Annotated in this window: 26 protein-coding genes; 13 read left to right on the top strand and 13 right to left on the bottom strand. The window is 69.1% G+C overall.

Going from position 1 to position 25478, the window contains the following annotated elements; all coding sequences use genetic code 11:
• Positions 1-172: 172 nt before the first annotated feature.
• Together aceB and OG741_RS31520 are read left to right on the top strand one after the other, a co-directional pair.
• Entirely contained in the window at positions 173-1795 is a 1623-nt protein-coding gene (aceB, locus tag OG741_RS31525) for a malate synthase A (protein ID WP_405603423.1), read from the top strand.
• Positions 1796-1933: 138 nt separating this feature from the next.
• Positions 1934-2089, top strand: a complete 156-nt coding sequence (locus OG741_RS31520) for a hypothetical protein (protein WP_405606015.1) — start codon at positions 1934-1936, stop codon at positions 2087-2089.
• Between the two features lie 122 nt (positions 2090-2211).
• On the opposite strand, the gene OG741_RS31515 is transcribed toward OG741_RS31520, so the two are convergent.
• Positions 2212-2679 carry an ATP-binding protein gene (locus OG741_RS31515; RefSeq protein ID WP_405603421.1) on the bottom strand — a complete coding sequence of 156 codons (468 nt, stop codon included), beginning with the start codon at positions 2677-2679 and terminating at the stop codon, positions 2212-2214.
• Positions 2680-2853: 174 nt separating this feature from the next.
• On the opposite strand from OG741_RS31515, the gene OG741_RS31510 reads away from it, so the two are divergent.
• Together OG741_RS31510 and OG741_RS31505 are read left to right on the top strand one after the other, a co-directional pair.
• Positions 2854-3687 (top strand): helix-turn-helix domain-containing protein, encoded by an 834-nt coding sequence (locus OG741_RS31510; protein ID WP_405603420.1) that lies wholly within the window; start codon positions 2854-2856, stop codon positions 3685-3687.
• Complete coding sequence (locus OG741_RS31505; protein ID WP_405603419.1) at positions 3684-3890, top strand: DUF397 domain-containing protein; 207 nt, start codon at positions 3684-3686, stop codon at positions 3888-3890. Before OG741_RS31510 ends, OG741_RS31505 begins: the two co-directional genes overlap by 4 nt.
• 82 nt (positions 3891-3972) lie before the next feature.
• On the opposite strand, the gene OG741_RS31500 is transcribed toward OG741_RS31505, so the two are convergent.
• The gene (locus OG741_RS31500) at positions 3973-4896 is read right to left on the bottom strand and encodes a fibronectin type III domain-containing protein (RefSeq protein ID WP_405603417.1); all 924 of its coding nucleotides are present in this window, start codon (positions 4894-4896) and stop codon (positions 3973-3975) included.
• Between the two features lie 125 nt (positions 4897-5021).
• On the opposite strand from OG741_RS31500, the gene OG741_RS31495 reads away from it, so the two are divergent.
• Positions 5022-7976, top strand: a complete 2955-nt coding sequence (locus OG741_RS31495; RefSeq protein WP_405603415.1) for an NACHT domain-containing protein — start codon at positions 5022-5024, stop codon at positions 7974-7976.
• Positions 7977-8205: 229 nt separating this feature from the next.
• The gene (locus OG741_RS31490; RefSeq protein ID WP_405603413.1) at positions 8206-9018 is read left to right on the top strand and encodes a CAP domain-containing protein; all 813 of its coding nucleotides are present in this window, start codon (positions 8206-8208) and stop codon (positions 9016-9018) included.
• A gap of 23 nt (positions 9019-9041) precedes the next feature.
• Here the strand turns inward: OG741_RS31490 and OG741_RS31485 are convergent, their stop codons facing one another.
• The 3 genes from OG741_RS31485 to OG741_RS31475 are packed head-to-tail and all read right to left on the bottom strand — an operon-like array spanning position 9042 to position 11349.
• Positions 9042-10346, bottom strand: coding sequence for an ATP-binding protein (locus tag OG741_RS31485; RefSeq protein ID WP_405603412.1), 1305 nt, complete (start codon positions 10344-10346; stop codon positions 9042-9044).
• Positions 10343-11035, bottom strand: coding sequence for a response regulator transcription factor (locus OG741_RS31480; protein ID WP_405603411.1), 693 nt, complete (start codon positions 11033-11035; stop codon positions 10343-10345). Before OG741_RS31480 ends, OG741_RS31485 begins: the two co-directional genes overlap by 4 nt.
• A 53-nt stretch (positions 11036-11088) precedes the next feature.
• Complete coding sequence (locus OG741_RS31475; RefSeq protein ID WP_405603410.1) at positions 11089-11349, bottom strand: hypothetical protein; 261 nt, start codon at positions 11347-11349, stop codon at positions 11089-11091.
• Here OG741_RS31475 and OG741_RS31470 point away from each other — a divergent pair.
• A complete protein-coding gene (locus OG741_RS31470; RefSeq protein WP_405603409.1) occupies positions 11336-11641 on the top strand; it encodes a hypothetical protein in 306 nt (101 codons plus the stop codon). The two genes, OG741_RS31475 and OG741_RS31470, sit on opposite strands and share 14 nt — an antisense overlap.
• Positions 11642-11678: 37 nt before the next feature.
• Here OG741_RS31470 and OG741_RS31465 read toward each other — a convergent pair whose 3' ends face one another.
• Positions 11679-13841 carry a hypothetical protein gene (locus tag OG741_RS31465; RefSeq protein WP_405603407.1) on the bottom strand — a complete coding sequence of 721 codons (2163 nt, stop codon included), beginning with the start codon at positions 13839-13841 and terminating at the stop codon, positions 11679-11681.
• A gap of 146 nt (positions 13842-13987) precedes the next feature.
• Positions 13988-14830, bottom strand: a complete 843-nt coding sequence (locus OG741_RS31460; protein WP_405603405.1) for a MerR family transcriptional regulator — start codon at positions 14828-14830, stop codon at positions 13988-13990.
• Positions 14831-14988: 158 nt separating this feature from the next.
• Here OG741_RS31460 and OG741_RS31455 point away from each other — a divergent pair, with 158 nt between their 5' ends.
• The 6 genes from OG741_RS31455 (at position 14989) to OG741_RS31430 (ending at position 19894) form a co-directional block, all read left to right on the top strand.
• The gene (locus tag OG741_RS31455; protein ID WP_405603403.1) at positions 14989-15390 is read left to right on the top strand and encodes a hypothetical protein; all 402 of its coding nucleotides are present in this window, start codon (positions 14989-14991) and stop codon (positions 15388-15390) included.
• Between the two features lie 129 nt (positions 15391-15519).
• Entirely contained in the window at positions 15520-16122 is a 603-nt protein-coding gene (locus tag OG741_RS31450) for a TIGR03086 family metal-binding protein (protein ID WP_405603402.1), read from the top strand.
• A gap of 106 nt (positions 16123-16228) precedes the next feature.
• The gene (locus tag OG741_RS31445; protein WP_405603400.1) at positions 16229-16816 is read left to right on the top strand and encodes a 3'-5' exoribonuclease domain-containing protein; all 588 of its coding nucleotides are present in this window, start codon (positions 16229-16231) and stop codon (positions 16814-16816) included.
• Between the two features lie 29 nt (positions 16817-16845).
• Positions 16846-17667, top strand: a complete 822-nt coding sequence (locus tag OG741_RS31440; RefSeq protein ID WP_405605860.1) for a chitosanase — start codon at positions 16846-16848, stop codon at positions 17665-17667.
• Between the two features lie 91 nt (positions 17668-17758).
• On the top strand, positions 17759-18889 hold the full coding sequence (locus OG741_RS31435) for a catalase family protein (RefSeq protein WP_405603398.1): 1131 nt from the start codon (positions 17759-17761) through the stop codon (positions 18887-18889).
• A 147-nt stretch (positions 18890-19036) separates the two neighbouring features.
• A complete protein-coding gene (locus OG741_RS31430) occupies positions 19037-19894 on the top strand; it encodes a chitosanase (protein ID WP_405603396.1) in 858 nt (285 codons plus the stop codon).
• 68 nt (positions 19895-19962) lie between these two features.
• Here the strand turns inward: OG741_RS31430 and OG741_RS31425 are convergent, their stop codons facing one another.
• The 6 genes from OG741_RS31425 to uraD form a co-directional block, all read right to left on the bottom strand.
• The gene (locus OG741_RS31425; protein WP_405605858.1) at positions 19963-21294 is read right to left on the bottom strand and encodes a nucleobase:cation symporter-2 family protein; all 1332 of its coding nucleotides are present in this window, start codon (positions 21292-21294) and stop codon (positions 19963-19965) included.
• Complete coding sequence (locus OG741_RS31420) at positions 21282-21419, bottom strand: hypothetical protein (protein WP_405606013.1); 138 nt, start codon at positions 21417-21419, stop codon at positions 21282-21284. Before OG741_RS31420 ends, OG741_RS31425 begins: the two co-directional genes overlap by 13 nt.
• Before the next feature lie 260 nt (positions 21420-21679).
• Positions 21680-23056, bottom strand: a complete 1377-nt coding sequence (locus OG741_RS31415; protein WP_405603395.1) for an 8-oxoguanine deaminase — start codon at positions 23054-23056, stop codon at positions 21680-21682.
• A gap of 147 nt (positions 23057-23203) precedes the next feature.
• Positions 23204-24127 (bottom strand): factor-independent urate hydroxylase, encoded by a 924-nt coding sequence (pucL, locus tag OG741_RS31410; RefSeq protein WP_405603393.1) that lies wholly within the window; start codon positions 24125-24127, stop codon positions 23204-23206.
• Positions 24128-24132: 5 nt separating this feature from the next.
• Positions 24133-24522, bottom strand: a complete 390-nt coding sequence (uraH, locus tag OG741_RS31405) for a hydroxyisourate hydrolase (RefSeq protein ID WP_405603391.1) — start codon at positions 24520-24522, stop codon at positions 24133-24135.
• The gene (uraD, locus tag OG741_RS31400) at positions 24519-25061 is read right to left on the bottom strand and encodes a 2-oxo-4-hydroxy-4-carboxy-5-ureidoimidazoline decarboxylase (protein ID WP_405603389.1); all 543 of its coding nucleotides are present in this window, start codon (positions 25059-25061) and stop codon (positions 24519-24521) included. The genes uraH and uraD overlap by 4 nt, the downstream gene beginning before the upstream one ends.
• Positions 25062-25478: the final 417 nt, after the last annotated feature.

Genomic DNA, 25478 nt, shown 5'->3' with positions numbered 1-25478 from the left:
GATATCAACAAACCATTGAACTTCCACCATGAGGAAACTACTATCCACTGGTCAGAAGCGCCCGACACCCCAGACGGCGCCCGCGACCGCACCTCGGCTCTTGCGGCACCGAGTGCCGTAACCGCACGCCCGGCGGCCGTCAGGCACCGCCCGCTGAAGGAAGTGACAGCTCATGTCCGCACCAGCGCCGTCCCCGCTGGCCATCGTCGAAGCCGAGCACCTGCCCCGGCAGGAAGAGGTCCTCACCGAGGCGGCCCTCGCCTTCGTGGCCGAGCTGCACCGGCGGTTCACACCGCGGCGTGACGAGCTTCTCGCCCGCCGCTCCGAGCGCCGCTCCGAGATCGCCCGTACCTCCACGCTGGACTTCCTCCCGGAGACCGCCGCGATCCGCGCGGACGACTCCTGGAAGGTCGCCCCGGCCCCCGCGGCGCTGAACGACCGCCGGGTGGAGATCACCGGACCCACCGACCGCAAGATGACCATCAACGCCCTGAACTCGGGCGCGAAGGTCTGGCTCGCCGACTTCGAGGACGCCTCGGCCCCCACCTGGGAGAACGTCGTCCTCGGCCAGCGCAATCTGATCGACGCCTACGAGCGGAAGATCGACTTCACCGACCCGAACTCCGGGAAGACATACGCCCTCAGGCCGAACGAGGAGCTCGCGACCGTCGTGATGCGCCCGCGCGGCTGGCACCTCGACGAGCGGCACCTGCAGTTCGAGGGCCGTCCGGTCCCGGGCGCCCTGGTCGACTTCGGCCTGTACTTCTTCCACAACGCCCAGCGCCTGATCGACCTCGGCAAGGGCCCGTACTTCTACCTCCCGAAGACGGAGTCGTACCTGGAGGCCCGCCTCTGGAACGACATCTTCGTCTTCGCGCAGGACTACGTCGGCATCCCGCAGGGCACCGTCCGCGCGACCGTCCTGATCGAGACGATCACGGCGGCGTACGAGATGGAGGAGATCCTCTACGAGCTCCGCGACCACGCGGCCGGCCTCAACGCGGGCCGCTGGGACTACCTCTTCTCCATCGTCAAGAACTTCCGTGACGGCGGCGAGAAGTTCGTGCTCCCGGACCGCAACGCGGTGACGATGACCGCCCCCTTCATGCGCGCGTACACCGAACTCCTCGTCCGCACCTGCCACAAGCGCGGCGCCCACGCCATCGGCGGCATGGCGGCCTTCATCCCCTCGCGCCGCGACGCCGAGGTCAACAAGGTCGCCTTCGAGAAGGTCAAGGCCGACAAGGACCGCGAGGCGGCCGACGGCTTCGACGGCTCCTGGGTCGCCCACCCCGACCTGGTCCCGATCGCGCTGGCCTCCTTCGACGCGGTGCTGGGCGAGAAGCCCAACCAGAAGGACCGGCTGCGCGAGGACGTCTCGGTGGCGGCCGGCGATCTGATCGCGATCGACTCCCTGAACGCCAAGCCCACGTACGAGGGCCTGCGCAACGCCGTCCAGGTCGGCATCCGCTACATCGAGGCATGGCTGCGCGGCCTCGGCGCGGTCGCGATCTTCAACCTGATGGAGGACGCGGCGACCGCGGAGATCTCCCGCTCCCAGATCTGGCAGTGGATCAACGCGGGCGTGGTCTTCGAGAACGGCGAGCTCGCCACCCCGGAGCTGGCCCGCAAGGTCGCGGCACAGGAACTGGCGGCGATCCGCGCGGAGATCGGCGAGGAGGCGTTCGCGTCCGGCAAGTGGCAGCAGGCCCACGATCTGCTGCTGCACGTCTCCCTCGACGCCGACTACGCGGACTTCCTGACCCTGCCCGCGTACGAGCAACTGACCGGCTGACCTCGGCTGCTTCGCATCGCCCCCGGTACCGCACAGAGCCGGGGGCGTCGGCCGCTTTGACCGCCGTGGGCCCTACCGCACCGACCGGCCGCGGGCTGCCGGGCCTGCCTGCTCCTCACGGGCCTCGGCCATCGAGGCGTGGAGCCGGCGTTCAAGGCGGGGGAAGACGTCGGGGTGTCCGGCGCCGCGGATGAGGACGAGCACGACCAGCGCATGACCGACGCCTACCGGAGCAACGTCTCGCCGAACTCCCTCACCGACCTAGAGGACATGGCGGCGGCACTCGACGGGTGAGGCGCATGGGAAATGTCTGCCATGGTGACGTCGACACCCCGACAGCAAGAAGGTCCACTACTGCGCCAAGCTCTTTGCACCGGTTCACGATGGGGCTTTGGCCGCTGAGGAGCCACGCCGCCTCACCGAATGGGCGGCAGTCGCAGCTCCGCCCACACATGTTTTCCGGGGGCACCCGCGCGGGGTGCGACGCCCCAGCGGTGAGCGAGCTGCGAGACAAGGTAGAGGCCCCGGCGCGATTCAGCCTCCATGGGTGGGGCGGCCAGTTCGCCGGGCGCTGGGCATCGCTCGGTGCGGGTGTCGGCGACTTCGAGGCGGAGGGCGGTGGCGGTTGCGGTGAGGCGGAGGTGGAAGTCGCGGCCGGGGACGTGTCCGTGGCGTACGGCGTTCGCGGTGAGTTCGGCGGCGATGAGGGTGAGCGCCTCGTTGGGGGCGGAGTCGTACGGGTAGCCCCACTCGTCGATGCGGTGCGCGACAAGGCGGCGGGCAAGGCGGGCGCCGCGCGGGGTGGAGGTGAACCGCATCGAGAACTCGCAGGTGGGGGTGGGGGGTTGCTGGTTCGGCGCGTGAGGGGGAATTGCTCGGGTCATGAGGAAAACGGTGGCGGTGCGTGCGTAGCGTTGCCAGGAGGGACGCGCTCACCGGTACGAGGTGTACGCGTCGGGGACGGCGTTGTACGCGGCTCGAAGCGTGACCGGCTGAACGACGCTGCGTTGGCGCAGGTGCGGTGTACGGGCGGGGGCGAGCACGGGAGGTGCGGGGTCATGGACGATCAGCAGCAGCCGGAGCACGAGTACGAGCCGGGATCGGGCATCCTGCACGTCTTCGGTCAGCAGTTGAAGCTGTGTCGGCTACGGGCGGGGCTGGAGCGGCTGGAGTTGGGGTCGGTGACCGGGTATTCGGCTTCCACGATCGCCGCGTTCGAGCAGGGACGCCGGATTCCACCACCGAGGTTCATCGACAAGGCGGACGAGGTGCTGGACGCGGGCGGGTTATTGCGGGCGAGCAAGGAGGAGGTGGCGCGGGCGCAGTACCCGGCGTTCTTCCGTGACGCGGCGCGGTTGGAGGCGCAGGCGGTTGAGCTGCACGTATACGCCACGCACGCGGTACCTGGCCTGCTGCAGACTGAGGAGTACGCACGGGCAGTGTTCGCCATGAGGCGCCCGCTGCTGGACGAGGACACCGTCGCCCAGCGGGTAGCCGCCCGCCTCTCCAGGCAAGAGATCTTTTCGCGCACGCCTCTGCCCACCATCAGCTTCGTCATCGAGGAATCCATGCTGCACCGCCCCTTGGGGGGACGGGGCGTGATGCGCGGTCAACTGGAGCAGGTGCTGCTCTGCGGACAGCGTCGCAATGTCGAGCTGCAGGTGATGATGACCGCCCGCGAGGAACACGCCTGCTTGGCTGGTCCGTTCACCTTGATCGAGACGAAGGATGGGCGGAGGATCGCGTACGTTGAGGCGCACAAGGACAGCCGTCTCTACACGGAGCGACAGCCGGTCCGAGAGATCGAGGAGCAGTACGGGATCCTCCGGGCACAGGCGCTCACTCCACGCGAATCGCTGGACCTCGTCGAGAAGTTGCTTGGAGAGAGATGAACGTCGAAGCGCCCGTACAGGCCATTCCCGAGTCGGCCTGGTTCAAGAGCAGCTACAGCAGTGGCGAGGGCGGCGAGTGCGTCGAGATCGCGGCCTGCCCCGGCACTGTCCACATCCGCGACTCGAAGGACAAGGCGGGGCCGACCCTGCGCGTAGCGTCCGAGGGCTGGATGGCCTTCGTGGAGTTCGCCGCGCGGGGCTGAGCGCACACGAGCGACGGAGCCCCCGTCACCGGAAGCGATCCGGTGACGCGGCGCCAATCACCCACACGCCGACCGCAGCACTTCAGCGGACCACCACCGTCCGCTGCGCCGAGAAATCGCCCCACTTCCCGTCCGGCAGCTTGGCCCGGAGTTTGATGCTGTAGCGGGTGCCCGGCTTTTCCGTGACCGTGATCGTGTACGCCGCCGTCCCGGCGGGAGGTTGGGCACCCCACACGATGGTCGTGGCCAACTTCCCATTCAGGAACAGCTGATGCTCCTTGACCGGACCACCGGTCTGCGGTGGCGTCCAGCTCAGATCGATGTTCCCCTTGCGGGCAGTCGCTTTGAGATCGGTGGGCGCCGTGGTGGGCCCCTTCCCCGGCGCCGACGCGGTGGTCAGGTCCACGGCGTTGCTGTCCGGTGAAGAGTTCTCGGCGGCGTCGCGTGCCCGCACGGTGAAGGTGTAGACGGTGCCGGGCCGCAGCCCGGTGACGCGGGCGGTGGTCTGGGTGCCGTGCACACTGTGGATGCGGGAGTCCTCCTGGTAGATGTCGTACGAGGTGACGCCGATGTCGTCCGCGGAACGCGCCCAGGACAGGGTGACCTCGCTGCTCCCCTCGGCCCGGCCGCGCAGATTGACGGGCCGCGACGGCGCCTTGTGGTCCTCAGGCGTAGGGGCCGGTGTGGTGACGGGCACGGCGGCGCTCGGCTCGGAGAGGTTCCCGGCGGCGTCGCGCGCCCGGACGGTGAAGCTGTAGGCGGTCTCGGGGCTCAGCCGGTCGATGTCGACCATGTGCCGCGTGGCGGGCAGGGTCTTGACCCTGGTGCCGTGCTGAAACACCTCGTATCCGGTGACGGCCTTGTTGTCGGTGGCCTGCTCCCACATGACATGCACGGAGGTGGCACTGCCTGCTTGGACCGTCACGCCGGCGGGCGGCGACGGGTTCTCGGTGTCTTGGTCCTCGCCGCCGCAGGCGGCCAGCAGGAGGACGGCGGCGCAGGTCAACGCTGGGAGTGTGGGGGGACGTTGCACGATCGAACCTCCGCAGAGGACGGCAATGGTCCAGACCTATATGACACAGCCCGCTGCCCTGCGGCAAGACCTTCGCCATCTGGACGGACGGAACGGCCATGGCTACCTTCGCCGTACCGGGCGGCGAGGCCCGGCGGGAGGGGGGCCCGAACGTCGTGCTTGCCGAGGTCGCCGCTGGAGTGATCGTCGAGGCCGTCGCGGGCACGGCCCGATGGCTCAGGAGAGAGTCCGCCCGGCCGGACGACGCCGAGCAGGCGCTGGTCCGATGGTTCGACACCTATCAACTCACCGGTCCTGGCCTCGACATGCAACTTCCGCAGGGACTGGCAGCCGAGCGAGTGGAGGAGTTTCTCCACTGCGACGACAGCCAGGCCGTGCTGCATGAGCTGCTCGCCGTGCGGCTCACCGATACTCCGGAAGCGGTGGTCGAACGGCTTCGGGATGCATACGAAGCCGCCGCACGGGCACGTCTTTCGCCGGCGGGCGCGGACGGTGCCGATGTCGAAGGAGTCGGTGCCGAACTCTTCGACTACTTCGACCTGGAAATCGCCACGCTGGTCGGCCGGTTGGCAGGGGCGGATACTGAACTGCACCAGCGTGTACGCACCGAGGCATTCTCGGCACGCATCGCCGCCGTACTGGGGGCGATCGAGCAGCATGTGCAGGCTCTCACCGTACGCGACTCGGCCTGCCTGGCCGCGGACCAGGCGTTCGTCGCGGACTACCGCAGTCAGCTCGTGTCGGCGCACGGATCCCTGGAACCACCCGACTTCGCGCGCCGCCGACGCGTACCGATCAACGCTCTCCACGTCAGTCCGCGCATCCAGCGAGACCTGGAGCGCCGGGCCACGCAGGACGCCAGTCAGGATGTCGGTCAGGGCCTCGGCATCGCGGAGTTCGAGAACGTCATCGACCGGACGGTGCTGCTCGGGGACCCGGGCTGCGGCAAGTCCACCACCTGCCAGGTTCTGATGCACCGGCGAGCGACCGACCCGGGTGGCCCGGTGCCGTTCCTCGTCGTACTCCGCGATTTCGCCCTCATGGACAACGGGGAACGATCCGTTGTCGACCACATCGAGCACCGGCTGGAGACCTACTACCAATGCCCCGCCCCGCCGGGCGCGGTCAAGCGTCTCCTGCTCGACGGGGCAGCATCAGTGATCTTCGACGGCCTCGACGAACTGGTCGACTCCGCGCGCCGCCGGGAGGTGACCGAGATCGTCGAGCTCTTCGCCACCCGGTACCCCCAGGCAGCCGTTCTCGTGACGTCGCGTGTCGTGGGCTACAACGAGGCCCGGCTCGACGACCGCTTCTTCGAGTGCTATCGCCTGGGGCCGTTCGACGAGGCGCGGACGGAGGAGTACGTCCGCAAGTGGTTCGCGCAGGAGGAGGAGCAGACGGCGGAAGCGGCCCGGCAGGCCGCGGACATTTTTCTCGCCGAGAGCGGCGGCCTGGTCGACCTGCGGTCCAATCCCCTGATGCTCGCGCTCATGTGCATCCTCTACCGAGGGACAGGCAGCATCCCCCGCAGCCGCCCCGAGGTGTACGAGCAGTGCTCGACGATGCTGTTCCAGAAATGGGACGTACGTCGCCGAATTCACATCGAGCTCAAGATGGCGTATCTGGTCGAGCCTGCCTTGCGTTACCTCGCTTATTGGCTCTTCACCCAGGACCGTGATCCGCACGCGGTCACCGAGCGCGAACTCGTCGCCAGGGTTGTGGACTTCCTTCGGGCCCGCGGATACGAGAACCTCGACGAGGCCGAGTCGGCCGCGCGGCAATTCGTCGGCTTCTGCCGCGGACGGGCCTGGGTGTTCAGTGAGGCGGGCACGACCGCACACGGCGAGAGCCTCTACACCTTTACCCATCGCACGTTTCTCGAGTACTTCGCCGCGGCGCAACTGGCCAGCACCAGCGACACTCCTGAGGCCCTCGCCCGCCGCCTGGCCCCGCGCGTCGCCAGGCAGGAATGGGACATCGTCGGCCAGCTCGCCGTCCAGATCAAGGAGCGCTCGACGGAGGACGGCGGGGCGCGGGTGTTCGCCACGCTGCTGTCCGAACGGCGTCGCAGGTCGCCGGTCGGACGCGGAAACGTGCTGGCGTTCCTCGCCCGCTGCCTCACCTGTGTCGATCCGCCACCGCGTCTCGTGAGGCAGCTGACCCGGGCCACCGTCGAGCATCTCGCGGGCGGCGATGCGGGATCGGATGAATTCAGCGGGCCGGTCAGCTGGCTGCTCGGCAGTTGCCGGCACTGTCGCGACTGCGTCAGCGACGAGCTCTCCTTGGTGATCGCCGACCTGGTGGCCTCGGGGGACGAGCAGCGGCGGCTCACCGGACTGCGCCTTGCCGCATCCGTGGACGTAGGCGCCGCCCAGGGCTCCAGCTTGTCGGGCGGGCAGGAGTTCTGGTGGGACTTCGCGCGGCGGATGGTCAGCGAATACGCGGCCCAGTACCAGGCCGCGGCGCACATCGACGTTGGCCTGATGGATGTGTGCCTCGGGCACGGCATGGCCGGTCTTCGGGAATACCTGCCCCGGTTCGACTCGGGCATCAGCTCCCTGTTCGTGTCCTGGCCCATGGGGTTCTTCGACTCGTGGCAGCCCTATGCAACACGGTGCGTCTTCGTCCTTCTCAGCGGCGAAGAGGGCTCGCGCCCGCCCTTCGAGAGCGTCGTCCGCGACTGCTCCGCCGTCGGAGCGTGGGTGCGGGAACACCCCGATCCTCCGTGGGCGGACGATCCGCTCGACGTGTCGAGGTTCCTCGAGTACTTCACAGAGAAGATCGCCTCGTCCCCGCCGAGCGCGCTGGCAGTACTCGACGCCGACGGGTACCTGGGCGCTGCCGTCCTGCTTCTCACCTCGATCGAGGCGAGCCAGGACCCGCGCCCGCAGCATCTGCCCGAGGTTCTCGGCCCGCTGGCTGGCCTCGCCCCCTACCTGGAGGCGCGCCACAACGAGGGTGCGACCGCTCTGCCTGCCCTCCCGGTCCCGGACGGATTCGGCGAGCTCCTGCGATCGTGGGCGCGGCGCGAGGTGCACTTCGTGCGGCAGTAGCTCCCTCCCGGCAGATTGTTCCCCCGCCACGGCACGGCCATTTGGCCCGGCGTACCTTGCCGGAGCCTGATGGCTTTCTTATGGCTTCTTGAAGAAGCCCTTCCCCAGGGCCTTTTGACGCACGGACCGGCATACGCTCTCGGCAACCCCCCACCGTGATCCCGGTGGGCGCGCTGCGTCTGCCGGGATCCCGCTCGCTCAGCCGTCTTCCTTCCGAGGTGTTGCACGTATGGGTTCCCGAAGAGCCGCCAGCCCCCAGCCCCGTTCCCACGCCCGCCCCAAGAACGGGCTGCGGGCGCGCAATGTCGTTCTGGCGCTCGGTGCGATCACCGTCACGACGGGCGTCGGCGTCACCCTTGCCATGGGCGGCGGCAACAGCGGCTCGGCGGGCAAGGTTACGACGGATGCGGCCGACCTTCCCGGACCGGCGGACGGCCAGGCCGCCGCGGGCAGCGCGTCGCCCCTTGCCTCTCCCTCGGCGATACCCAGCGCCAGCGCCTCCCCGAGCCCGCGTGTGACGGCTTCCGCCAAGCCGAAGCGGACGGCGACCCCGACTCCGACCCCGACCGTGAAGGCCCAGAGCGGGAGCGGCGCCGGTGAAGCGAGTCGGCCTACCGCGCGGTCGGGCAGCGGCTCGGGCGACGACGGCGGGTCGTCGAACGGCGCCGAGGCGCAGGTCCTCGCGCTCGTCAACAAGGAGCGCGCGTCGGCCGGTTGCTCGCCGCTGACCTCGAACGCGAAGCTCACCAAGGCCGCGGACGACTACAGCGACGTCATGGCCGACTCGGGCGTGATGTCCCACACCGGGCCCGACGGATCGACCATGGCCGGACGCGTCGAGGCGGCCGGATACGCCTGGTCCACGCTGGGCGAGAACATAGCCCAGGGGCAGTCCGACGCCGCGGCCGTCATGGACGCGTGGATGAACAGCCCCGGCCACCGCGCCAACATCCTCAACTGCTCCTTCAAAGAGATAGGCATCGGCGTGCACTTCGGCGACGGTGGCCCCTGGTGGACGCAGGACTTCGGCGCAAGCCGCTAGCCGCAAGCAGGTAGCCGGAGCGGCTACAGCTCGTCGCGCGCCAGCCCAAAGGACACCCGCACCCGGGCCCCGCCCATCGCCGCGCGGGTGATCTCCAGCTCCCCGCCCGCCGCGGAGGCCGCGCGCGCCACGATGTCCAGGCCGAGGCCCGTGGAGCCGCCGACGCTGACACCCCGGGTGAGCGCGGCGTCCGGGTCGGCAACGCCGGGACCCGCGTCCTCGACCGTGAGCAGCACGTGCCGGTCGGTGCGCTCCACGCGTACGGCGAAGGCAGTGCCCTGCGGAGTGTGCCGGAAGACGTTCCCGATCAGCGCGTCCACGACCGCGGCGAGGTCGTCCTCGGGGAACCGTACGGGCGTCCGGCGCGGCGTGAAGGAGCGCTCGTACAACCGCTCCTGCTGGGTGGCGAGCACCGACCAGAACTCGAGCCGCATCGCCACCACCTCGGTCAGCTCGCAGGGGCGCGCCGGAATTGTCCCGTTCACGGGTCCTGCGGCCAGCGGGGTGCGCGCGGCGGTGATGATCGAGTCGAGTTCGCTCTCCAACTGCGAGACGGCCTCCGTGATCCGCCGGGCGCCGGGTGAACCACCCAGCAGATCCGCCTCCAGGTACAGCGCGGTCAGAGGGGTTCTGAGCCGGTGCGAGAGATCGGCGACCATCTCCCGCTCGATGGCGAGCAGCTCGACGACCCGGTCGGCCATGGTGTTGAACGCGGCCCCGGCTTCCTGGAGCTCCGGCGGACCGTCCGGATCCACCCGTACGTCGAGGTCCCCCGAACCCAGGGCCAGCGAGGCACGCTTCAGGCTCCTGGAAGAACGGACGACCCGGGCGCCCAGCCGGTCGGCGACCAGCACCGAGCCGCCCACCAGGCCGAGCGCGAGCAGTGACATGACGCCCCACGAGGCCCACACGCCCCGGGTCAGATCCCCGGCGGGCACGTACGCCTCGACGACCGCCACCCGGTTCTCGGCGAGGACGACGGGCTGGAGATAGACCCATCCCTCGGCGGTGTCGAGCGCCAGCGTCTCCCGCTTGCCCACCGCGCGTTTCAGCGCCTCCTGCGGGGCGTGCAGGGTGCCGACGAGCCCGCCGTCCGGGAGCCTTACGGCGAGCCGGTCGTCCGAGCCCAGGCCCGAGACCGCCTGCTGCACATCGGCGCGTCTGGTGGTCAGGGCGAGTACGGGCGAGAGAGCCGCCGCACGCTGCTCGGCGGCGGTGGTCACCCGGTCCCGGGCCTGTTCGCGTACGAGCAGTGCGAGCGGGACGAGAAAGGACAGCGCGACCATCAGCGTCGCGGCCAGGGAGATCCCTGCGAGGGCGCGTCTCATGACGGCGAGGCGACCAGCTTGATCCCGATTCCGCGCACGGTGTGCAGATAGCGCGGATGCGCGGCCTTTTCACCCAGCTTCCTGCGCAGCGCCGAGAGGTGGACGTCGACCGTCTGGTCCTCGAGATAGGGCTGCTGCCACACCTCGGCGAGTATGCGCTTTCGGGATATGACCTGGTCGGCGTTCTGCGCGAGGTAGGCGAGCAGGTCGAACTCGCGCCGGGTCAGGGAGAGTTCGCCGCCGTCGAGGTGTGCGGTTCGGGCGAGCGGGTCGATCCTGAGACCGGCGACCTGGAGGACCTGCTGCCGGTTGCCGTCGTCCGCGGCCGGCCCGGACCGCCGCAGTACGGCCGCGAGCCGGGCGGCGAGCTGGCCGCCCGAGAAGGGCTTGACCATGTAGTCGTCGGCTCCGGCGTTGAGGAGCCTGATGACCTCGGTGTCGTCGTCGCGGGCCGTGGCGACCAGTACAGGTACCCGCGAGATGCCCCGGATCATCCGCAGCACGTCGAGACCGTCCAGGTCGGGCAGTCCGAGGTCCAGCACGACGATGTCGGGCGGGCCCTGGGTGATCTGCCGCAGCGCCTCGAAACCCTGGTGGGCGGTCTTCACCGCGTACCCGTGTCCGGTGAGGACCTCGATCAGCGCGGCCCGGATGACTGGGTCGTCCTCGACGACAAGTACGGAGGCCATGAGCAGGCACGTTAGCGGGTCCGCCAAGATGGTGTCGTGTCCCGGTACCTGCGCTACGTGCTCATCTGGCTGTCCTGCACGGCGGCCAGCGTCACGGCCGTCATGATCACGGTCCATTTCGTGGTGGGTTCGACCAGGCCGACGGCGCCGGTCGCCCAGTCGGCGGCGAAGGACTTCACCGCCTCGCCGCGGGCGTCGGCGACTCCCAGCGCCTCCCCGAGCCCCGAGCCCACCCCGAGCCGGTCGTCGCCCAGGCCGAAGCCGCCCAGGAAGACCGACAGACCCCCCACAGCGTCGCCCGTGACCCGCACCACTCCCCCGCCTTCACAGGAGCAGTCCGGGGCGAACCCGGGCGGCGTGGGCTGCGATGAGGGCGGCTCGGGCGTGCACACCATCACGTCCCAGGGAGGGAAGGCCACCGTGCGCTACGGAAGCGGCGGGGTGTGCCTCATCTCGGCGGTGCCGAACCAGGGCTTCACGGCGAGCACCACTCAGAGTGCGCCGGACACTCTGACGGTGACGTTCGCGGGCGACCGGCACCGCTCGGAAATCACGGCATCGACCGTTCCCTCGGACCGGGCGAGTGTGCGGGAGACGTCCTTCTGAGGGTGCCCCGACGTCGGATCTGCCTCGCAGGGGCGGATCAGCGTCTGCGGTTCTTCTTCGACCGCGTCCTCAGCGGGTCGGTCGCCGCGGCGGTGCGACGGGCGACAGCCGCGATGCCGGGGGCCGAATGACGGTCACCGAGGTCAGCCAGCACATGGTGCGCACGGTTGGCATCGGCGTCGGCGAGCGCGGCGATCAAAGCCCCCGGGCCACCCGGCCACGTGGTGCCGACCGCGTCGAACGCGGTCACCAGGGAACTCGGGGCGAGCCCGGGTTCAGCGAGGCGGTCCTGGTGGTGGCCCGCGTTCAGGTCGTCCAGCACGAGGGCGGCCCGCGCGCTCAAAGGGACCTGCCGTTCATCCGCCTGCTCTCCGCGGGCACGCAGCGCCTGGAAGGCGTACGCGCCGAGCGCGGGGTCGGCGAGCTGTCCGCGCAGGGCTGCCGGCGGTGCGGTTGAGGCGTCCAGACAGGTGAACAGGGCGCGGGTGAGACTCGCTTCGTCGGTGCCCGGCTTGGTGGCGGCGAGGGCGCCAAGGACTTCGTCCCAGGCCTCGGGGGTGTTCTCGCGGGCGGTCAGCCAGTCGGTGAAGGCCCGGGTGGTGGCGTCCCGGGGCCAGAGCCGGGCCGCTTCGACGAGGGTGGCCGACTCCCAGCCGGTGACCGTGTCCCGGTCCGGCGCGGCGACCGCACAGGCCTTGAGCGTGTGGCGGACCGAGGCGACACCAAGGGGGGTCAGACCGAAAGCGTCACCGGTCCGGAAGACAGCGCCGGTGGCGGAAAGCCGGTCGACGACGGCGGCGAGCGCCCGGGCGGGAGCGTCGAGCTCCGTCCGGTCCTCGTCATCCAGGGTGGGGAGGCCGAGCAGCTCGGACAGCTCCTGCGGAGCCGGGGTCGCGTACTCGGCCGGGGCGCTGTCCGGGACCGGCACAGGCCTGTTCTCCACAGCCGGGTCAATCAGCCAGTCGTTGTACTCGGCGGCCTTGCGCGCCACGGACTCGGCGGTGCAGCCGCGCTCGTACAGGGCGTACAGCAGGTGCGCCGCGTCGTCGGCGTACTCCGGGTCCAGGGTTGGATCCTCCGTGAGACGTCCGACGGCCGTGGCGAGGATGTCCGCCGCGAGTTCGGTGAGTTCCTGCGGGGTGCCATCGGCCCAGATCCCGGCGGCCGGGCCCGGTGTCGTCAGCATGCCGTCCTGCTGGAGCAGGCCACAGGCGACCGCGAGGTGACGCACCTCCTCGTCGACGAGGTCCGGCCCGTCGGCGGCTGCCGAGAGGAGGGTGGGCAGCGGGGCTTCTTGGAGCAGGCCGCGTAGTTCCAGCGGCGCGGGCAGCGCGGGCGGCGGCGGGACCGGGAGACCGGAGTCGCCGTAGTAACTGAGGTGCTGATCGAGCAGCGCGTCGGCAAGGACGAGGTGGGGCGAGTCCTCGGGGCCGGGGGCGAGATGCGCGTACGGCCCCGAGAAGGCGTCGGACAGTCCGGCGGCCGTCCAGCGGTCCATCAACGTGCCCGCGATACGGCGCATTTCACCCGGAAGCCCTTCCTCCGGATCCACCTCCACCGCCTCCAGGGGCAGACCGGGCAGCAGCGGCCCGGCGGGCGAGGGCTGCTCAAGATCGCGGGCGAAGGCCCTCAGCAGGGTCTCGGCCAGGAGGATCTGTGTGACGACGGTCCGTCCGGTGACATCCGCCCGCTCCACCCCGGCGGGCAGGGCGGGGCGGTCGGCCCGTGGAGTGCGTTCGTGCGCGTCAAGCCGGCGCAGCACCGCCTCGGGGTCGTCGACGGGTGTTCCGTCGGCCCGCATCAGCGACGCGTACCAGCGCGGCCAGGTCAGATTGCCCGGATCGGCCATCGCCCGCCGGAATTCCGGCACGGCCTCGTCGATGGCGGCCAGCAGCCGGGCGTGACGCTTCGTGTTCAGCCTGCCCCTGGCCCGTACAAGCTCGGCGAGCGCGCGCATGACGGCGGGGGCAACGGGCAACTCGGACTCGGTCACGCAGACCAGGACGGGCACATCCTGGTGGAGCACCTGCCGGACCAGCTCGGGGGTCGGCTCCGGCAGGCCGGTCCGGCGGTCCGCACCTCTGAGTACGAGCAGGGTCAGCACGGCGTCGGCGATCCGGGCGGAGGAAGGGCTGCCGAAACCGGTGGCCTCCTGGAGGAAGAGGTCAAGGCCTGCGCTGGGGGTGAGGCTAGTGGTCACATCTCCCAGCGTAGGAAACAGCGCGGGTCCCTGCGGGGTCGTTGGACGGGTCATACCTTCCAGGCCGCCCTGATCCGGCTCCGGTCTGTGTACGGGGCGCCTGTCTCTCGATGCTTCTCGGTGCGCGGGGGCCGCCGCTCGTCAGGTCATCCGTCAGCGTTTGTCCCGTCGAGCTTGCAGATTGCCGCGGCGGTTTCCACGCCTGCGTCGTGCAGCAGATGGCGCATGCGGGAGATGTCGACGTAGGCGGCCTCGAGGGGATGCATGACCAGGCGCGAGAGCGCGGTGCCGTACTTGGCCATCGAGCTCTTGCCGGGGATGAATATCGACAGCTCGTCCCGGGCCTCGAAGATCTGCACCTCGACGTCGCCGGGCAGAGCGGCGACCGCTTTCTCGTCCGCCGTGACGGGGACCTTCACCAGCCAGCACGGCCCTTCGCCGGTGAGTATCTGCCTCTTCTGCTCGGAGGTCTCGGCTGCCAAGGCTCGCCATGGGGTCCCCGACACAACGGCTCCGCACGACACCACGGTCTTGACCACCTCCTGAACGGTGGCGGTGACGGCGGCATCGGCTGCGTCCCAGTCGAACGGGTGAGGCCCAGCCGTCGGGCCGGGTACCGGCTTCGACACCACGTTCGTCTCGGGTGCGTGGCGCAGGCGGGCCTGCGGCCACAGGCTGAAGAGCTCCTGAGCTTCGCTGATCGCCTCGTCCTGGGCCCGCCGCTGGAGCTGCACTTCCGTGCTGTGCTGCTGCAACAGGGCGGGTGCCGCGTCCGGCTCGTCGAGAGCACGCCTGACGAGCTTGACGCTCATCCCCGTGCCGCGCAGGACGGTGATCAGCATGGCCTGTTCGACCTGCTCAAACATGTAGGAGCGGTAGCCGGTCTGCTCGTTGACTTCGGCTGGGACGAGCAAACCCTCGGAGTGGTAGAACCGCAGCGTCTGCGGCGACAGGTTGCACATTTCACTGAATTCGCTGATGGACAACATGGCGCCATGTTCGCCCTTACAGCAACTACAAGGTCAAGCGCCGAGGCTTTGTGGCGCGGCGCACAGCCCATACGCGGCGCATGGCTCGCACGGCGCCTCGTCTCGAAGACGTAACCGCCCGGATGGCGGATGAATGCCGCTGGTCAGATGCTTGAGGCATGCGGCTGCGACCGAAGGAAAGAAAGTCCGCGGGCCACCACGCACCCGGAACCGTCCGCGTGCACATCGACCCCACGCGGGCAGGTGGCCTCGTCTACGAGACGCTGAGCGCGATCTTCGAGCTTGCCCTTGCGCCGCCCGGGGCGGGTCGGATCGTCTCGGACGGCGGCGGTCCCGTGGTGTCCGCCCTGCCCTTCGACGTAGGCAGGCAGCGCCCCCTCCACGAACCGGTTCTGCTCTCCGAAGACGTCCATGCGCTCGTCTTCGGTCACCCGAAGGACATCGAGCGGCTCGTTCAGGGCCTCCAGGAGCACTTCACGGTGGAGGACAAGGGGTCCCGCGAGCCGGGCGACGGGGAGCAGGCGCGCGAGCTGGTGATCGGGCACAGACAGGGCGGCTGACAGCCGACACGGGCAGCGTTCCACCGGGTGCTGGCGCCCGGCGGTCATCTACTGATCGCCTTCAAGGTCGGCGACGAGCGGGGCCGTCTTCGGCGATGAGTTTTGGCGGGCGGTGCGGTCTTCCTCTACATGGACACCACTGCACAGACCGCATTCCCCGACCTCCGCCCCGCCGCCCACGCCGTGGCGCAGCTGATCGACGGCATAGGCGACGAGCGGCTCGGGGATCCGACGCCCTGTCCCAAGTACGCCGTACGGGAGCTGCTCGGCCATGTCGTCGGCCTGTCCACGGCCTTCCGGGACGCCGCGCGGAAGGACCTCGGGCCAACGACCGACACCGACCCGGGCTCCGTCCTGCCGGTGCTACGCGACGACTGGCGCACGGTGCTCCCCCGGCGACTGGACGAGCTGGCGGAGGCCTGGGACCGGCCGGGCGCATGGGACGGCGCGACCCGGGCGGGCGGCGTCGCTCTGCCGGCGGCCGTCGCCGGACGCGTCGCCATCAACGAACTCGTCGTCCACGGCTGGGACTTGGCCCGGGCCACCGGGCAGGAGTACCAGCCGTCCGATGCGAGCCTTCAGGTGTCGTACGAGCTGATGCGGCCGACGGGGGACGACCCGAGCCGGGACGGGATGTTCGGCCCGGTCGTCGCCGTGCCCGACGACGCGCCGCTGCTGGACCAGGTCATCGGTTTCAGCGGCCGTCGGCCCGACTGGCGGCCGGGCGACTGACCGGGGCGACGGCCGGCGCCTGGCCCGGGCCAGAGCGCGACCAGGGCCGGGCGGCTCGCGCGAAAACCCGATGTGCCGGGAGCGGCGCCGATGCGATGCTCCCGGTATGGCACGTCGCGTGAAACCCAGTCTCTACATCTCCGTCGACATCGAGGCCGACGGCCCGATCCCCGGCCCCTACTCGATGATCAGCTTCGGCGCGGCGGTGGCGGGTCGCCAGGATGCCGAAGGCTACGTACCGGAGGACCCCGAGGCGTACACCTTCTACCGCGAACTACGCCCCATCAGCGAGGACTTCGTGCCCGAGGCCCTGGCCGTCAGCGGACTCGACCGGGACCGGCTGATCGCAGAGGGCAGTGAACCGGCCACCGCGCTGGGAGAGTTCGGCGACTGGGTGCGTGAGGTGAGCGCGGGCGCCCAGCCGGTGATGTGCGGCTATCCGGCCTCGTACGACTGGACCTTTCTGTACTGGTATCTGATCCGCTTCACCGGGGCGAGCCCCTTCGGGCACTCCGGGTGCCTGGACATGAAGACCCTGTACGCGACCAAGGCGCGGCTCCCGCTGCGTGCCGTCGCCAAGGGCACGATGCCGCGGGAGCTGCTCTCCCGGCGGCGACACACCCATCACGCGCTGGACGACGCGATCGAGCAGGCGGAACTGTTCAGTAACCTCATGGCGTGGCCGGGGCGCTGACCCCAGGAAGGGGTTGTGCCGTGAAGTCCATGGCCAGGGCGCTGCTCGCGCTGCTGCTGATGTCACTGCTGACGCTCGCCGCCTGTGCGGGCTCCGGGGACCACGAACCGGCCGCGCCCGTCGGCCTGGACGACCCCGCGAAGAAAGACATCGCGATGCAGCTGGTGTCCAGCGCGGAGAACTCCTCGCTGGACTGGAAGGCCCAGTACAAGTACATCGAAGACATCGGCGACGGCCGCGGCTACACCGCCGGAATCATCGGCTTCTGCTCCGGCACCGGCGACATGCTCGCCGTCGTCGAGCGCTATACGAAGGCCAGGCCCAACAACATCCTGGCGCCGTTCCTGCCCGCGCTGCGCTCGGTCAAGGGCAGCGATTCCCACAAGGGCCTCGGGCAGCCCTTCACCGACGCGTGGGCGCGCGCCGCCGTCTCGGACCCGGCGTTCCGTGCCGCGCAGGACGCCGAGCGGGACCGGCTGTACTTCTCGCCCGCGGTGCGCCAGGCCGAGCTCGACGGGCTCGGCGCGCTGGGGCAGTTCATCTACTTCGACGCCTACGTGATGCACGGGTCGGGCGACAGCGAGGGGTCGGTCGGCTTCCGCACCATGCGCGAGCAGGCCGTGCGGACCGCGAAGCCGCCCGCGAGCGGCGGCGACGAGAAGGCGTATCTGAATGCTTTCCTGGACGCGCGCGTCGAGGCGATCGGCCGCGAGCCCTCGCACACGGACACGAGCCGCATCGAGACGGCCCAGCGCGTTTTCGTCGACAAGAACAACTTCGGCCTCGACACGCCACTGGAGTGGAAGGTCTACGGCGACAGCTACCGTATCGAGCACATCGACGCGGACTAGGGATGCAACGCGCGCCTCGAGTGGGACCCATCACAAGCAGTTATGTTGTGCACAACTGAATAGCGGGCTACCTTTCCTGTAGGACACAGCCATGCAGGACGCGGCGAAGGAGAAGCCCGCCATGGAATTCGTCAGGTACGAGACGTACACCCCCGTCGAGCGGCCCACCTACCAGCAGGAACTGGACGAGGTCGTCCGCAACGTCGCCATGCGTACCCGGGAGTCCGTCGAGCGGCAGCACGTGGGCCGCGCGGTCAGGACGGCCCACGGCAAGACCTACGGGCTGGTCAAGGCCACCGTCACGGTCGGTGAGGTCCCGGGCCCGTACACCCAGGGGATCTTCGCCGAACCCGGCACCTACGACGCGGTCGTGCGCTACTCCAACGGGCTCGGCCATCTGCGGGCCGACTCGCTGCTCGGCGCGGCCTGCGGCATGGGCATCAAGATGTTCGGCGTGCCCGGCGCCTCGCTGCTCGCCGACGAGGCCGAGGCGACGACCTTCGACCTCAACCTGATCAACAACAAGGTCTTCTTCGCCAACACGGCGTACGACTACATGGTCATCGAGGAGCTGTTCGCCGAGCTTCCCGACGCCCTGGTGAACCCTGCGCGGCGTAAGTCGTGGATGGGCGAATTCCTCACCAGGCGGGGAACCTTGGAGACCTCGGACGAGTGGCTGTGGGACGAGCTGTTCGCGATGCTGTCGTTCACCCAGGTCCCGCGGCAGAACCTCTTCTCGTACACGTACAACAGCATGGGCGCCTTCCGCTACGGCGACCACATCGCGAAGGTGCGCACGGTGCCGGTCTCGCCCGTCACGCATCTGACGGTCGATGTGCGGGCTGACGGCGAGGCGTTCCGCAACACGCTCGTGGCGGAGGCCGCCGAGCGTGACCATGTCTTCGAGCTGCAGGTGCAGCTCAACGCGGATCTGGCGCGGATGCCGGTGGACAACACCTCGGTGGAGTGGCCCGAGCAGCTGTCGCCTTGGGTGAAGGTAGCGACGATCGCCATTCCACGGCAGGACATCGGCGACGAGGAGAACCTGGCCGCCGCGGACGGCACGTCGATCACGCCGTGGCGCACCCGTGAGGACCACCGGCCGATCGGCGAGATCCAGCGGGTCCGCGAGGAGGTCTACCGCCGCTCGTCCATCGAGCGGCACCGCCTCAACGGGCAGCCGCGGGTGGAGCCTTCGAGCAGCACCGAACTCCTCGGCTGAGCTCCCGGGCCGAAGTCCTCGGCCGAGTTCCCGGGCCTTGCTTCCGCCCAACTTCCGTGTGGCGAAAGGGGTGTACGTCACTTCCGCACTCTGATAGGAAAGCTTCCTAACAGAACACCGGAACGACGAACTCCCCATGGAGGCAAGGTGCTCACCCCCCACGTACGCGCCCCACGTCCGCTCAGGTTCCTCCCCCGTATCGCGCTCGGCGTGGCACTTCTCGCCGTGCCGGCCACCGCCGTCGCGGCCACGTCCGACGGCTCCACCGAGGTGTCAGCGGCCCCCGCCCCGGCCGCCACCGGCCTCGACGACCCGGCGAAGAAGGAGATCGCCATGCAGATCGTCTCCAGCGCGGAGAACTCCTCGCTGGACTGGAAGGCCCAGTACAAGTACATCGAGGACATCGACGACGGCCGCGGCTACACCGCCGGGATCATCGGCTTCTGCTCCGGCACCGGCGACATGCTGGACCTCGTCGAGCTCTACACCGACCGCAAGCCCGGGAACGTACTGGCCAAGTACCTGCCCGCGCTGCGCGAGGTCGACGGCAGCGACTCGCACGAAGGGCTCGACCCGAACTTCACCAAGGACTGGAAGAAGGCGGCCCAGGACTCGGAGTTCAAGAAGGCCCAGAACGACGAGCGCGACCGGGTCTACTTCAACCCCGCGGTCAAGCGCGGCAAGCAGGACGGCATCGGCGTCCTCGGCCAGTTCATCTACTACGACGCGATCGTGATGCACGGCGACGGCGGCGACTCCACCAGCTTCAGCAGTATCCGCAAGAAGGCCCTCGCCAAGGCCAAGCCGCCCGCTCAGGGCGGCGACGAGAAGACGTATCTGAATGCCTTCCTCGACGCCCGGGTCTGGGCGATGAAACAGGAGGAGGCGCACGAGGACACCAGCCGGGTCGACACGGCCCAGCGCGTCTTCGTCAGGAACAACAACTTCAACCTCAACACACCGCTCGACTGGAAGGTGTACGGCGACAGCTTCCACATCGACTGACGCGTTGAGTGCCTATGGCAAAGCCGGAGGGCCGGGTGTCCGCGCGGACACCCGGCCCTCCGTGCGCGTCAGTGGACCGCGACCGCCTCGTGGCCGGTCGGGGTGGTCACCGGGCCCTCCGAACTCCTCTTCCTCCCCAGGTGGTTGAAGGCGAGGTTGAGGACGATCGCCACGATGCACCCGGTGGAGATTCCCGAGTCGAGGACGACGAGCGCGTCCTTGGGGAAGGCGTGGTAGAACTCCGGCGCGGCGATCGGGATCAGCCCGACGCCGACGGAAGCCGCGACGATCAGCGCGTTCTCGCCCTTCTCCAGGGCCGCCGAGGCCAGCGTCTGGATGCCGCTGGCGGCGACCGAGCCGAAGAGCACGATGCCCGCGCCGCCGAGGACCGGCAGCGGGACCAGGGCGATCACAGAGGCGGCGACCGGGCACAGCCCCAGCACGATCAGGATGCCGCCGCCCGCGGCGACGACGAACCGGCTGCGGACCTTCGTCATCGCGACCAGGCCGATGTTCTGGGCGAAGGCGCTGCACATGAAGCCGTTGAACAGGGGGCTGATCGCACTGCCGAGGGTGTCGGCGCGCAGACCGCCCTCGATGGTCCGCTCGTCCGCCGGCCGGTCGACGATCTTGCCGAGGGCGAGCATGTCGGCCGTGGACTCGGTCATGCAGACCAGCATCACGATGCACATCGAGACGATCGCGGCGATCTCGAACTGCGGGGCACCGAAGTGGAACGGCGTCGGGAAGCCCACCACGTCCGCGTTCTTGATGGCGTCGAGGCTGGTCATCCCCATCGGGACGGCAATGACCGTGCCGACGACAAGGCCGAGCAGGATGGCGATCTGCTGCAGGAACCCGCGCAGGAATTTACGCAGGGCGAGCACGACGACCAGGGTGAGCGCGGCCATCCCGATGTTCTTCATCGAACCGTAGTCGGACGCTGTGGAGTTGCCGCCCTGGGACCAGCGGAAGGCGACCGGCAGCAGCGAGAGACCGATCAGGGTGATGACGGTGCCCGTGACGACGGGCGGGAAGAAGCGTACGAGCTTCGAGAAGTACGGAGTGAGGACGAAGCCCAGCAGGCTGGCGACGATGATGGCGCCGAAGATGACGGTGAGGCCGTCGGCTCCCCGGTCCTTGCCGATGGCGATCATCGGCGTCACACCGGCGAAGGAGACTCCGTTGACGAACGGGAGCCTGGCGCCGACCTTCCAGAAGCCGAGGGTCTGAAGGAGGGTGGCTATACCGGCCGTGAAGAGGCTCGCCCCCATCAGGAAGGCGGTCTCCTTGGCGCTCAGGCCCAGGGCGGGCCCGACGATCATGGGCGGGGCCACCACGCCCGCGTACATCGCGGCCACATGCTGCAGTCCGCTGGTGAACATCTTCAGAGGGGGCAGGGTCTCATCGACCGGATGCTGTCCCTCCGGTGCTGCGACTGCTTCTTCAGCGACTGCATCTTCAGCAACTGCTTCTTCAGCAACTGCTTCTTCAGCAACTGCTTCTTCTGCTTCTGCGACTGCATCTTTCGGAAACCTGGGCTGTGCGGCCACGGGTGATTCCTCCGGTCGGTGGCGCGTCTGGCGGTGACGCGGGTGCAGGGAGGTGGTGCGAATGGTGCAGCGGTGAGCCCGGTGCTTCCGGGGTGTGAAGACACGAGTCACCGTCCCGGGTGGTGCGGCACCGATACGCGGTGCCGCACCACCCGGTCACGGCTGCCATGGACCCCGCTCGGGTCCACGGCCTCCGGTCGAGGGCCGTCCCCCTCGACCGGACTTCTTGTGGTCAGTCCTGCGCGGCGATGCGCGCGAGGCGCTGTGCCTCGTCCCGCGCGGAGCGGGCGATGGCGTCCTCGTCCACCGTGGTCAGGTGGTTGTCCTCGACGACGGTCTTGCCGTTGACGAGGGAGAGCGTCACCGGGGCGGCCGCGCCGAAGACGAGCGCGATGACCGGGTCGGCGATGGAGGAATGGGCGAGCGTGTCCAGCTTCCACAGCACCAGGTCGGCGATCTTGCCGGCCTCGATGGAGCCGATCTGGTCGGCGCGGCCGAGGACCTGGGCGCCGCCGTACGTACCGAGGCGCAGGGCCTGGCGGGCGTTCAGCGCCGCCTCGCGGTGAGGGCCGAGCCGGTTGATGAGGAGCGCGTTGCGCAGTTCGGTGTGCAGTTCGCCCGACTCGTTGGACGCGGTGCCGTCGACGCCGAGGCCGACCGGGACGCCCGCCTTCAGCATGTCGGGGACGCGGGCGATGCCCGCGGCGAGGCGTGCGTTGGAGGACGGGCAGTGGGCGACACCGGTGCCCGTACGGGCGAAGGCGGCGATGTCCGAGTCGTTCATGTGGACGCAGTGGGCCATCCACACGTCCGTGCCGAGCCAGCCGGTCGACTCGAAGTAGTCGGTCGGGCCCATCCCGAAGAGCTCCTTGCAGAACTCCTCCTCCTCGACGGTCTCCGAGCCGTGCGTGTGCAGCCGTACGCCCTTGCGGCGGGCCAGCTCGGCGCCCTGGCGCATCAGTCCGGTGGAGACGGAGAAGGGGGAGCAGGGCGCGACGGCGATCTGCGTCATCGCGTCGAAGGAGGCGTCGTGGTGCTTGTCGATCGTCTCCTCGGTGGCGGCGAGCGCGCCTTCGAGGGTCTCGACGGCGAAGTCCGGCGGCAGGCCACCGTCCGACGTGCCGCGGTCCATGGAGCCGCGGGCGAGGGTGAAGCGGACACCCATCTCGCTCGCCGCGCCGATGATCGCGCCGGACAGGTCGCCGGAGCCCTGCGGGTAGACGTAGTGGTGGTCCATGGCGGTGGTGACACCGCCGCGGGCCATCATCGCGAGAGAGCCCTGGGCCGCCGCGCGCGCCATCGGCTCGTCGATCCGCGCCCAGGTCGGGTACAGCGCGACCAGCCAGTTGAACAGGTTGTGGTCGGTGGCCAGACCCCGGGTGATCCACTGGTAGAAGTGGTGGTGGGTGTTGATCAGGCCGGGGGTGATGAGATGGCCGGTGCCGTCGATGCGGCGGACCACGTTCTCCAGGCCCTCGGGGGCCTTGCCCGCTCCCACGGATTCGATCCGGTTGTCCGCGACGACGACGTAACCCGAGGCGTACTCGGTGTCGTTCGCGTCCACGGTCGCGATGGCACAGTTCTCGATGACGATGCGCGAAGCCGCCATGGCGGGTCCTCGTTCTTCCCATTGGTGGAACGGACCCGGGGGTCGAGCGGGGTGACGACCGGATCCGCGGTGCTGTTGTTGCGCAGATGCCCCCGCTCTCCCCCCTGTACCTGACGCCGGCGCACGCGTCGGGGGTACGGCGGTGTACTACAGGTTGGTCATGTCGAGCGGGATCTGCGGCTCGATGCCGTCCCGCAGGACTGTGGCCTCGATCAGACCGTAGGGGCGGTCCGCCGCGAAGTAGACCTCGTTGTCGTTCTTGAGCCCGAACGGCTGGAGGTCCACCAGGAAGTGGTGCTTGTTCGGCAGTGAGAAGCGGATCTCGTCGATCTCGCTGCGGCTGTTGATGATCCGCGAGCCCATTTGGTACAGGGTCTGCTGGAGCGAGAGGGAGTACGTCTCCGCGAAGGCCTGGAGCATGTGCTTCCTGGCCTGCTCGTAGGACTTCTCCCAGTTGGGCATGCGCTCCTCGTCCGAGGACCAGTTGTAGCGCCACCTGGCGGACACCTGGGTCGCGAGGATGCGGTCGTGCGCCTCCTGGAGCGTCGTGTACTTGTCCTTGACGTAGCCCCAGAACTCGGAGTTCGTCGAGTTCATCACGACGAGGTCCTTCAGGCCGGAGATGACCTGCCACTTCTCACCGTCGAAGGTGATCTGGGTGACGCGGGTCTCCTGGCCCTTGCGGACGAAGGAGTGCTTGACCTCGTCGGCTCCGATGAACTTGGAGTTGCTGTCCGAGGTCTCGATGCGCTCCCAGGCGTACTCCTCGATGCGGATACGCGCCTGGTGGATCGGCTCCTGGCTGGTCACGAAGTGACGGGCCAGGTGGATGCCGAACTGCTCGGCCGACTCGATGCCGTACTCCTTGGCGAACGCGTACACCGTGTTCTTGGTGGTGTCGGTCGGCAGGACGTTGGCGTTGGAGCCGGAGTAGTGGACGTCGTCCATGTCGCCGGAGAGGGCGACGGAGACGTTCAGGTCCTTGATGTGGTGCGTGTCGCCGTCCCGCGTGATCTTGACGACGCGGTTCTCTGCTTTGCCGTACTGGTTCTGGCCGAGAATCGTGGGCATGTCTGCTAGCTCCCTCGGTAAACGGAGTAGCCGAACGGGTTGAGCAGCAGCGGTACGTGATAGTGCTCGCCCGGTGTGACGGCGAAAGTGATCGTCACCTCGGGGAAGAACGCACCGCTGTCCCTTACGCGGGGGGCGTCCTGCTGCGCCTCGGCTTGCTTCTTGGAGAAGTACTGCTCGACCTCGAAGTCGAGACGTACGTGGGTGGTGCCCTCCGGCAGTGCCGGCAGGTCCTTGCAGCGCCCGTCCGCATCGGTCGCGGATCCGCCGAGCGCCACCCACTCCGCGTCCCGGCCGCTGCGGGCCGCGAGCGAGATGGCGACGCCCTCGGCGGGGCGTCCGACGCTGGTGTCCAGGATGTGCGTGGACACCGAGGCGGTGGTTTCCGTGCTCATGCGCTCTCTTCCTCTACGAGACGAGTCAGCCGGATACGGTTGATCTTGCCCAGTTCGGCGCGGACGATTTCCCGCTCCTGCTCGGGCGAGTTCCCGATCCGCTCACGGACCGCGTCGCGCATCTGCTCACCGGTCCGGCCGGTGGCGCAGATCAGAAAGACGTGCCCGAACGTGTCCTGGTAGGACAGGTTCAGTTCCAGCATTTCAGCCTTGAGCTCCTCGGAGGCCCCGGACATCCCGCTCTGCTCACGGGAGGAGGTCGGGTCCCCGGGCTTCGGGCGGCCGATCGGCGGATGCCCCGCCATCGCCTCGGCCAGATCCTCGGCGGTCAGTTCGGCCATGGCGGCGTCACTGGCGTCGAAGAGGGCCTCCGCGGTGGCGTACGGACGCTGGGCGAGCAGCTTGCTCCCCCATGCCGAACTGGCGCACACCTCGTGCAGCGCGGCCAGGGCCGCGCTGTCCTGTGAGGCGTTGAACCGGGCGAGGCCCGCTGGGGTTTCTGGGGCCGCCCCCGACAGGGGGTGTGGTCCTGAAGTCACGGGAGCCTCCGTGGCTGTTTTTCGCTGTGCGTTGGACGGGCTGCGGACAGCTAACGCCCTCCGGCAACACGACGTCAACACTTTGTTGAAAACTCGGCAACGCGCAAGCTGCCGTCCGGGCATCCAGAAGGTCCACGGTGGCACAGAACCGCCGGGCGGGCAGGGTTGGCATGTCCAGCTCACGGCGAGCCATGCAGGGTGCCACGCCGGGCGTCGTACGGACGGACATTCATAAATGCCACCGGACCATAAATAGGAACTACCCCTAACGGCCCACATCGCACAGCCCTCACGTAACTTGGCATAGACCAAGGCGTTATGTGGATGTCATCGCAAACCGGCGCCCAGAAGACGCCGAGCAGGCGGCCGATGCCCGCCCCTGCCACCCCCGTAAAGGCAATTCGCCTCTCAGCATGC

Origin of the sequence: Streptomyces sp. NBC_01410 (genome assembly GCF_045040195.1) — a bacterium.
Taxonomy (GTDB): Bacteria; Actinomycetota; Actinomycetes; order Streptomycetales; family Streptomycetaceae; genus Streptomyces.
The sequence above is the reverse complement of the archived record's forward strand: the minus strand, read 5'-3'. Positions and strand labels throughout refer to the sequence as shown.

What these genes read in the sequence shown, in the direction of transcription:
- aceB (WP_405603423.1), top strand. Translation starts at nt 173, where the DNA reads ATGTCCGCACCAGCGCCGTCCCCGCTGGCCATCGTCGAAGCCGAGCAC.
- OG741_RS31515 (WP_405603421.1), bottom strand. Translation starts at nt 2,679, where the DNA reads ATGACCCGAGCAATTCCCCCTCACGCGCCGAACCAGCAACCCCCCACC.
- OG741_RS31510 (WP_405603420.1), top strand. Translation starts at nt 2,854, where the DNA reads ATGGACGATCAGCAGCAGCCGGAGCACGAGTACGAGCCGGGATCGGGC.
- OG741_RS31505 (WP_405603419.1), top strand. Translation starts at nt 3,684, where the DNA reads ATGAACGTCGAAGCGCCCGTACAGGCCATTCCCGAGTCGGCCTGGTTC.
- OG741_RS31495 (WP_405603415.1), top strand. Translation starts at nt 5,022, where the DNA reads ATGGCTACCTTCGCCGTACCGGGCGGCGAGGCCCGGCGGGAGGGGGGC.
- OG741_RS31490 (WP_405603413.1), top strand. Translation starts at nt 8,206, where the DNA reads ATGGGTTCCCGAAGAGCCGCCAGCCCCCAGCCCCGTTCCCACGCCCGC.
- OG741_RS31485 (WP_405603412.1), bottom strand. Translation starts at nt 10,346, where the DNA reads ATGAGACGCGCCCTCGCAGGGATCTCCCTGGCCGCGACGCTGATGGTC.
- OG741_RS31480 (WP_405603411.1), bottom strand. Translation starts at nt 11,035, where the DNA reads ATGGCCTCCGTACTTGTCGTCGAGGACGACCCAGTCATCCGGGCCGCG.
- OG741_RS31460 (WP_405603405.1), bottom strand. Translation starts at nt 14,830, where the DNA reads ATGTTGTCCATCAGCGAATTCAGTGAAATGTGCAACCTGTCGCCGCAG.
- OG741_RS31455 (WP_405603403.1), top strand. Translation starts at nt 14,989, where the DNA reads ATGCGGCTGCGACCGAAGGAAAGAAAGTCCGCGGGCCACCACGCACCC.
- OG741_RS31450 (WP_405603402.1), top strand. Translation starts at nt 15,520, where the DNA reads ATGGACACCACTGCACAGACCGCATTCCCCGACCTCCGCCCCGCCGCC.
- OG741_RS31445 (WP_405603400.1), top strand. Translation starts at nt 16,229, where the DNA reads ATGGCACGTCGCGTGAAACCCAGTCTCTACATCTCCGTCGACATCGAG.
- OG741_RS31440 (WP_405605860.1), top strand. Translation starts at nt 16,846, where the DNA reads ATGGCCAGGGCGCTGCTCGCGCTGCTGCTGATGTCACTGCTGACGCTC.
- OG741_RS31435 (WP_405603398.1), top strand. Translation starts at nt 17,759, where the DNA reads ATGCAGGACGCGGCGAAGGAGAAGCCCGCCATGGAATTCGTCAGGTAC.
- OG741_RS31420 (WP_405606013.1), bottom strand. Translation starts at nt 21,419, where the DNA reads ATGCAGTCGCAGAAGCAGAAGAAGCAGTTGCTGAAGAAGCAGTTGCTG.
- OG741_RS31415 (WP_405603395.1), bottom strand. Translation starts at nt 23,056, where the DNA reads ATGGCGGCTTCGCGCATCGTCATCGAGAACTGTGCCATCGCGACCGTG.
- pucL (WP_405603393.1), bottom strand. Translation starts at nt 24,127, where the DNA reads ATGCCCACGATTCTCGGCCAGAACCAGTACGGCAAAGCAGAGAACCGC.
- uraH (WP_405603391.1), bottom strand. Translation starts at nt 24,522, where the DNA reads ATGAGCACGGAAACCACCGCCTCGGTGTCCACGCACATCCTGGACACC.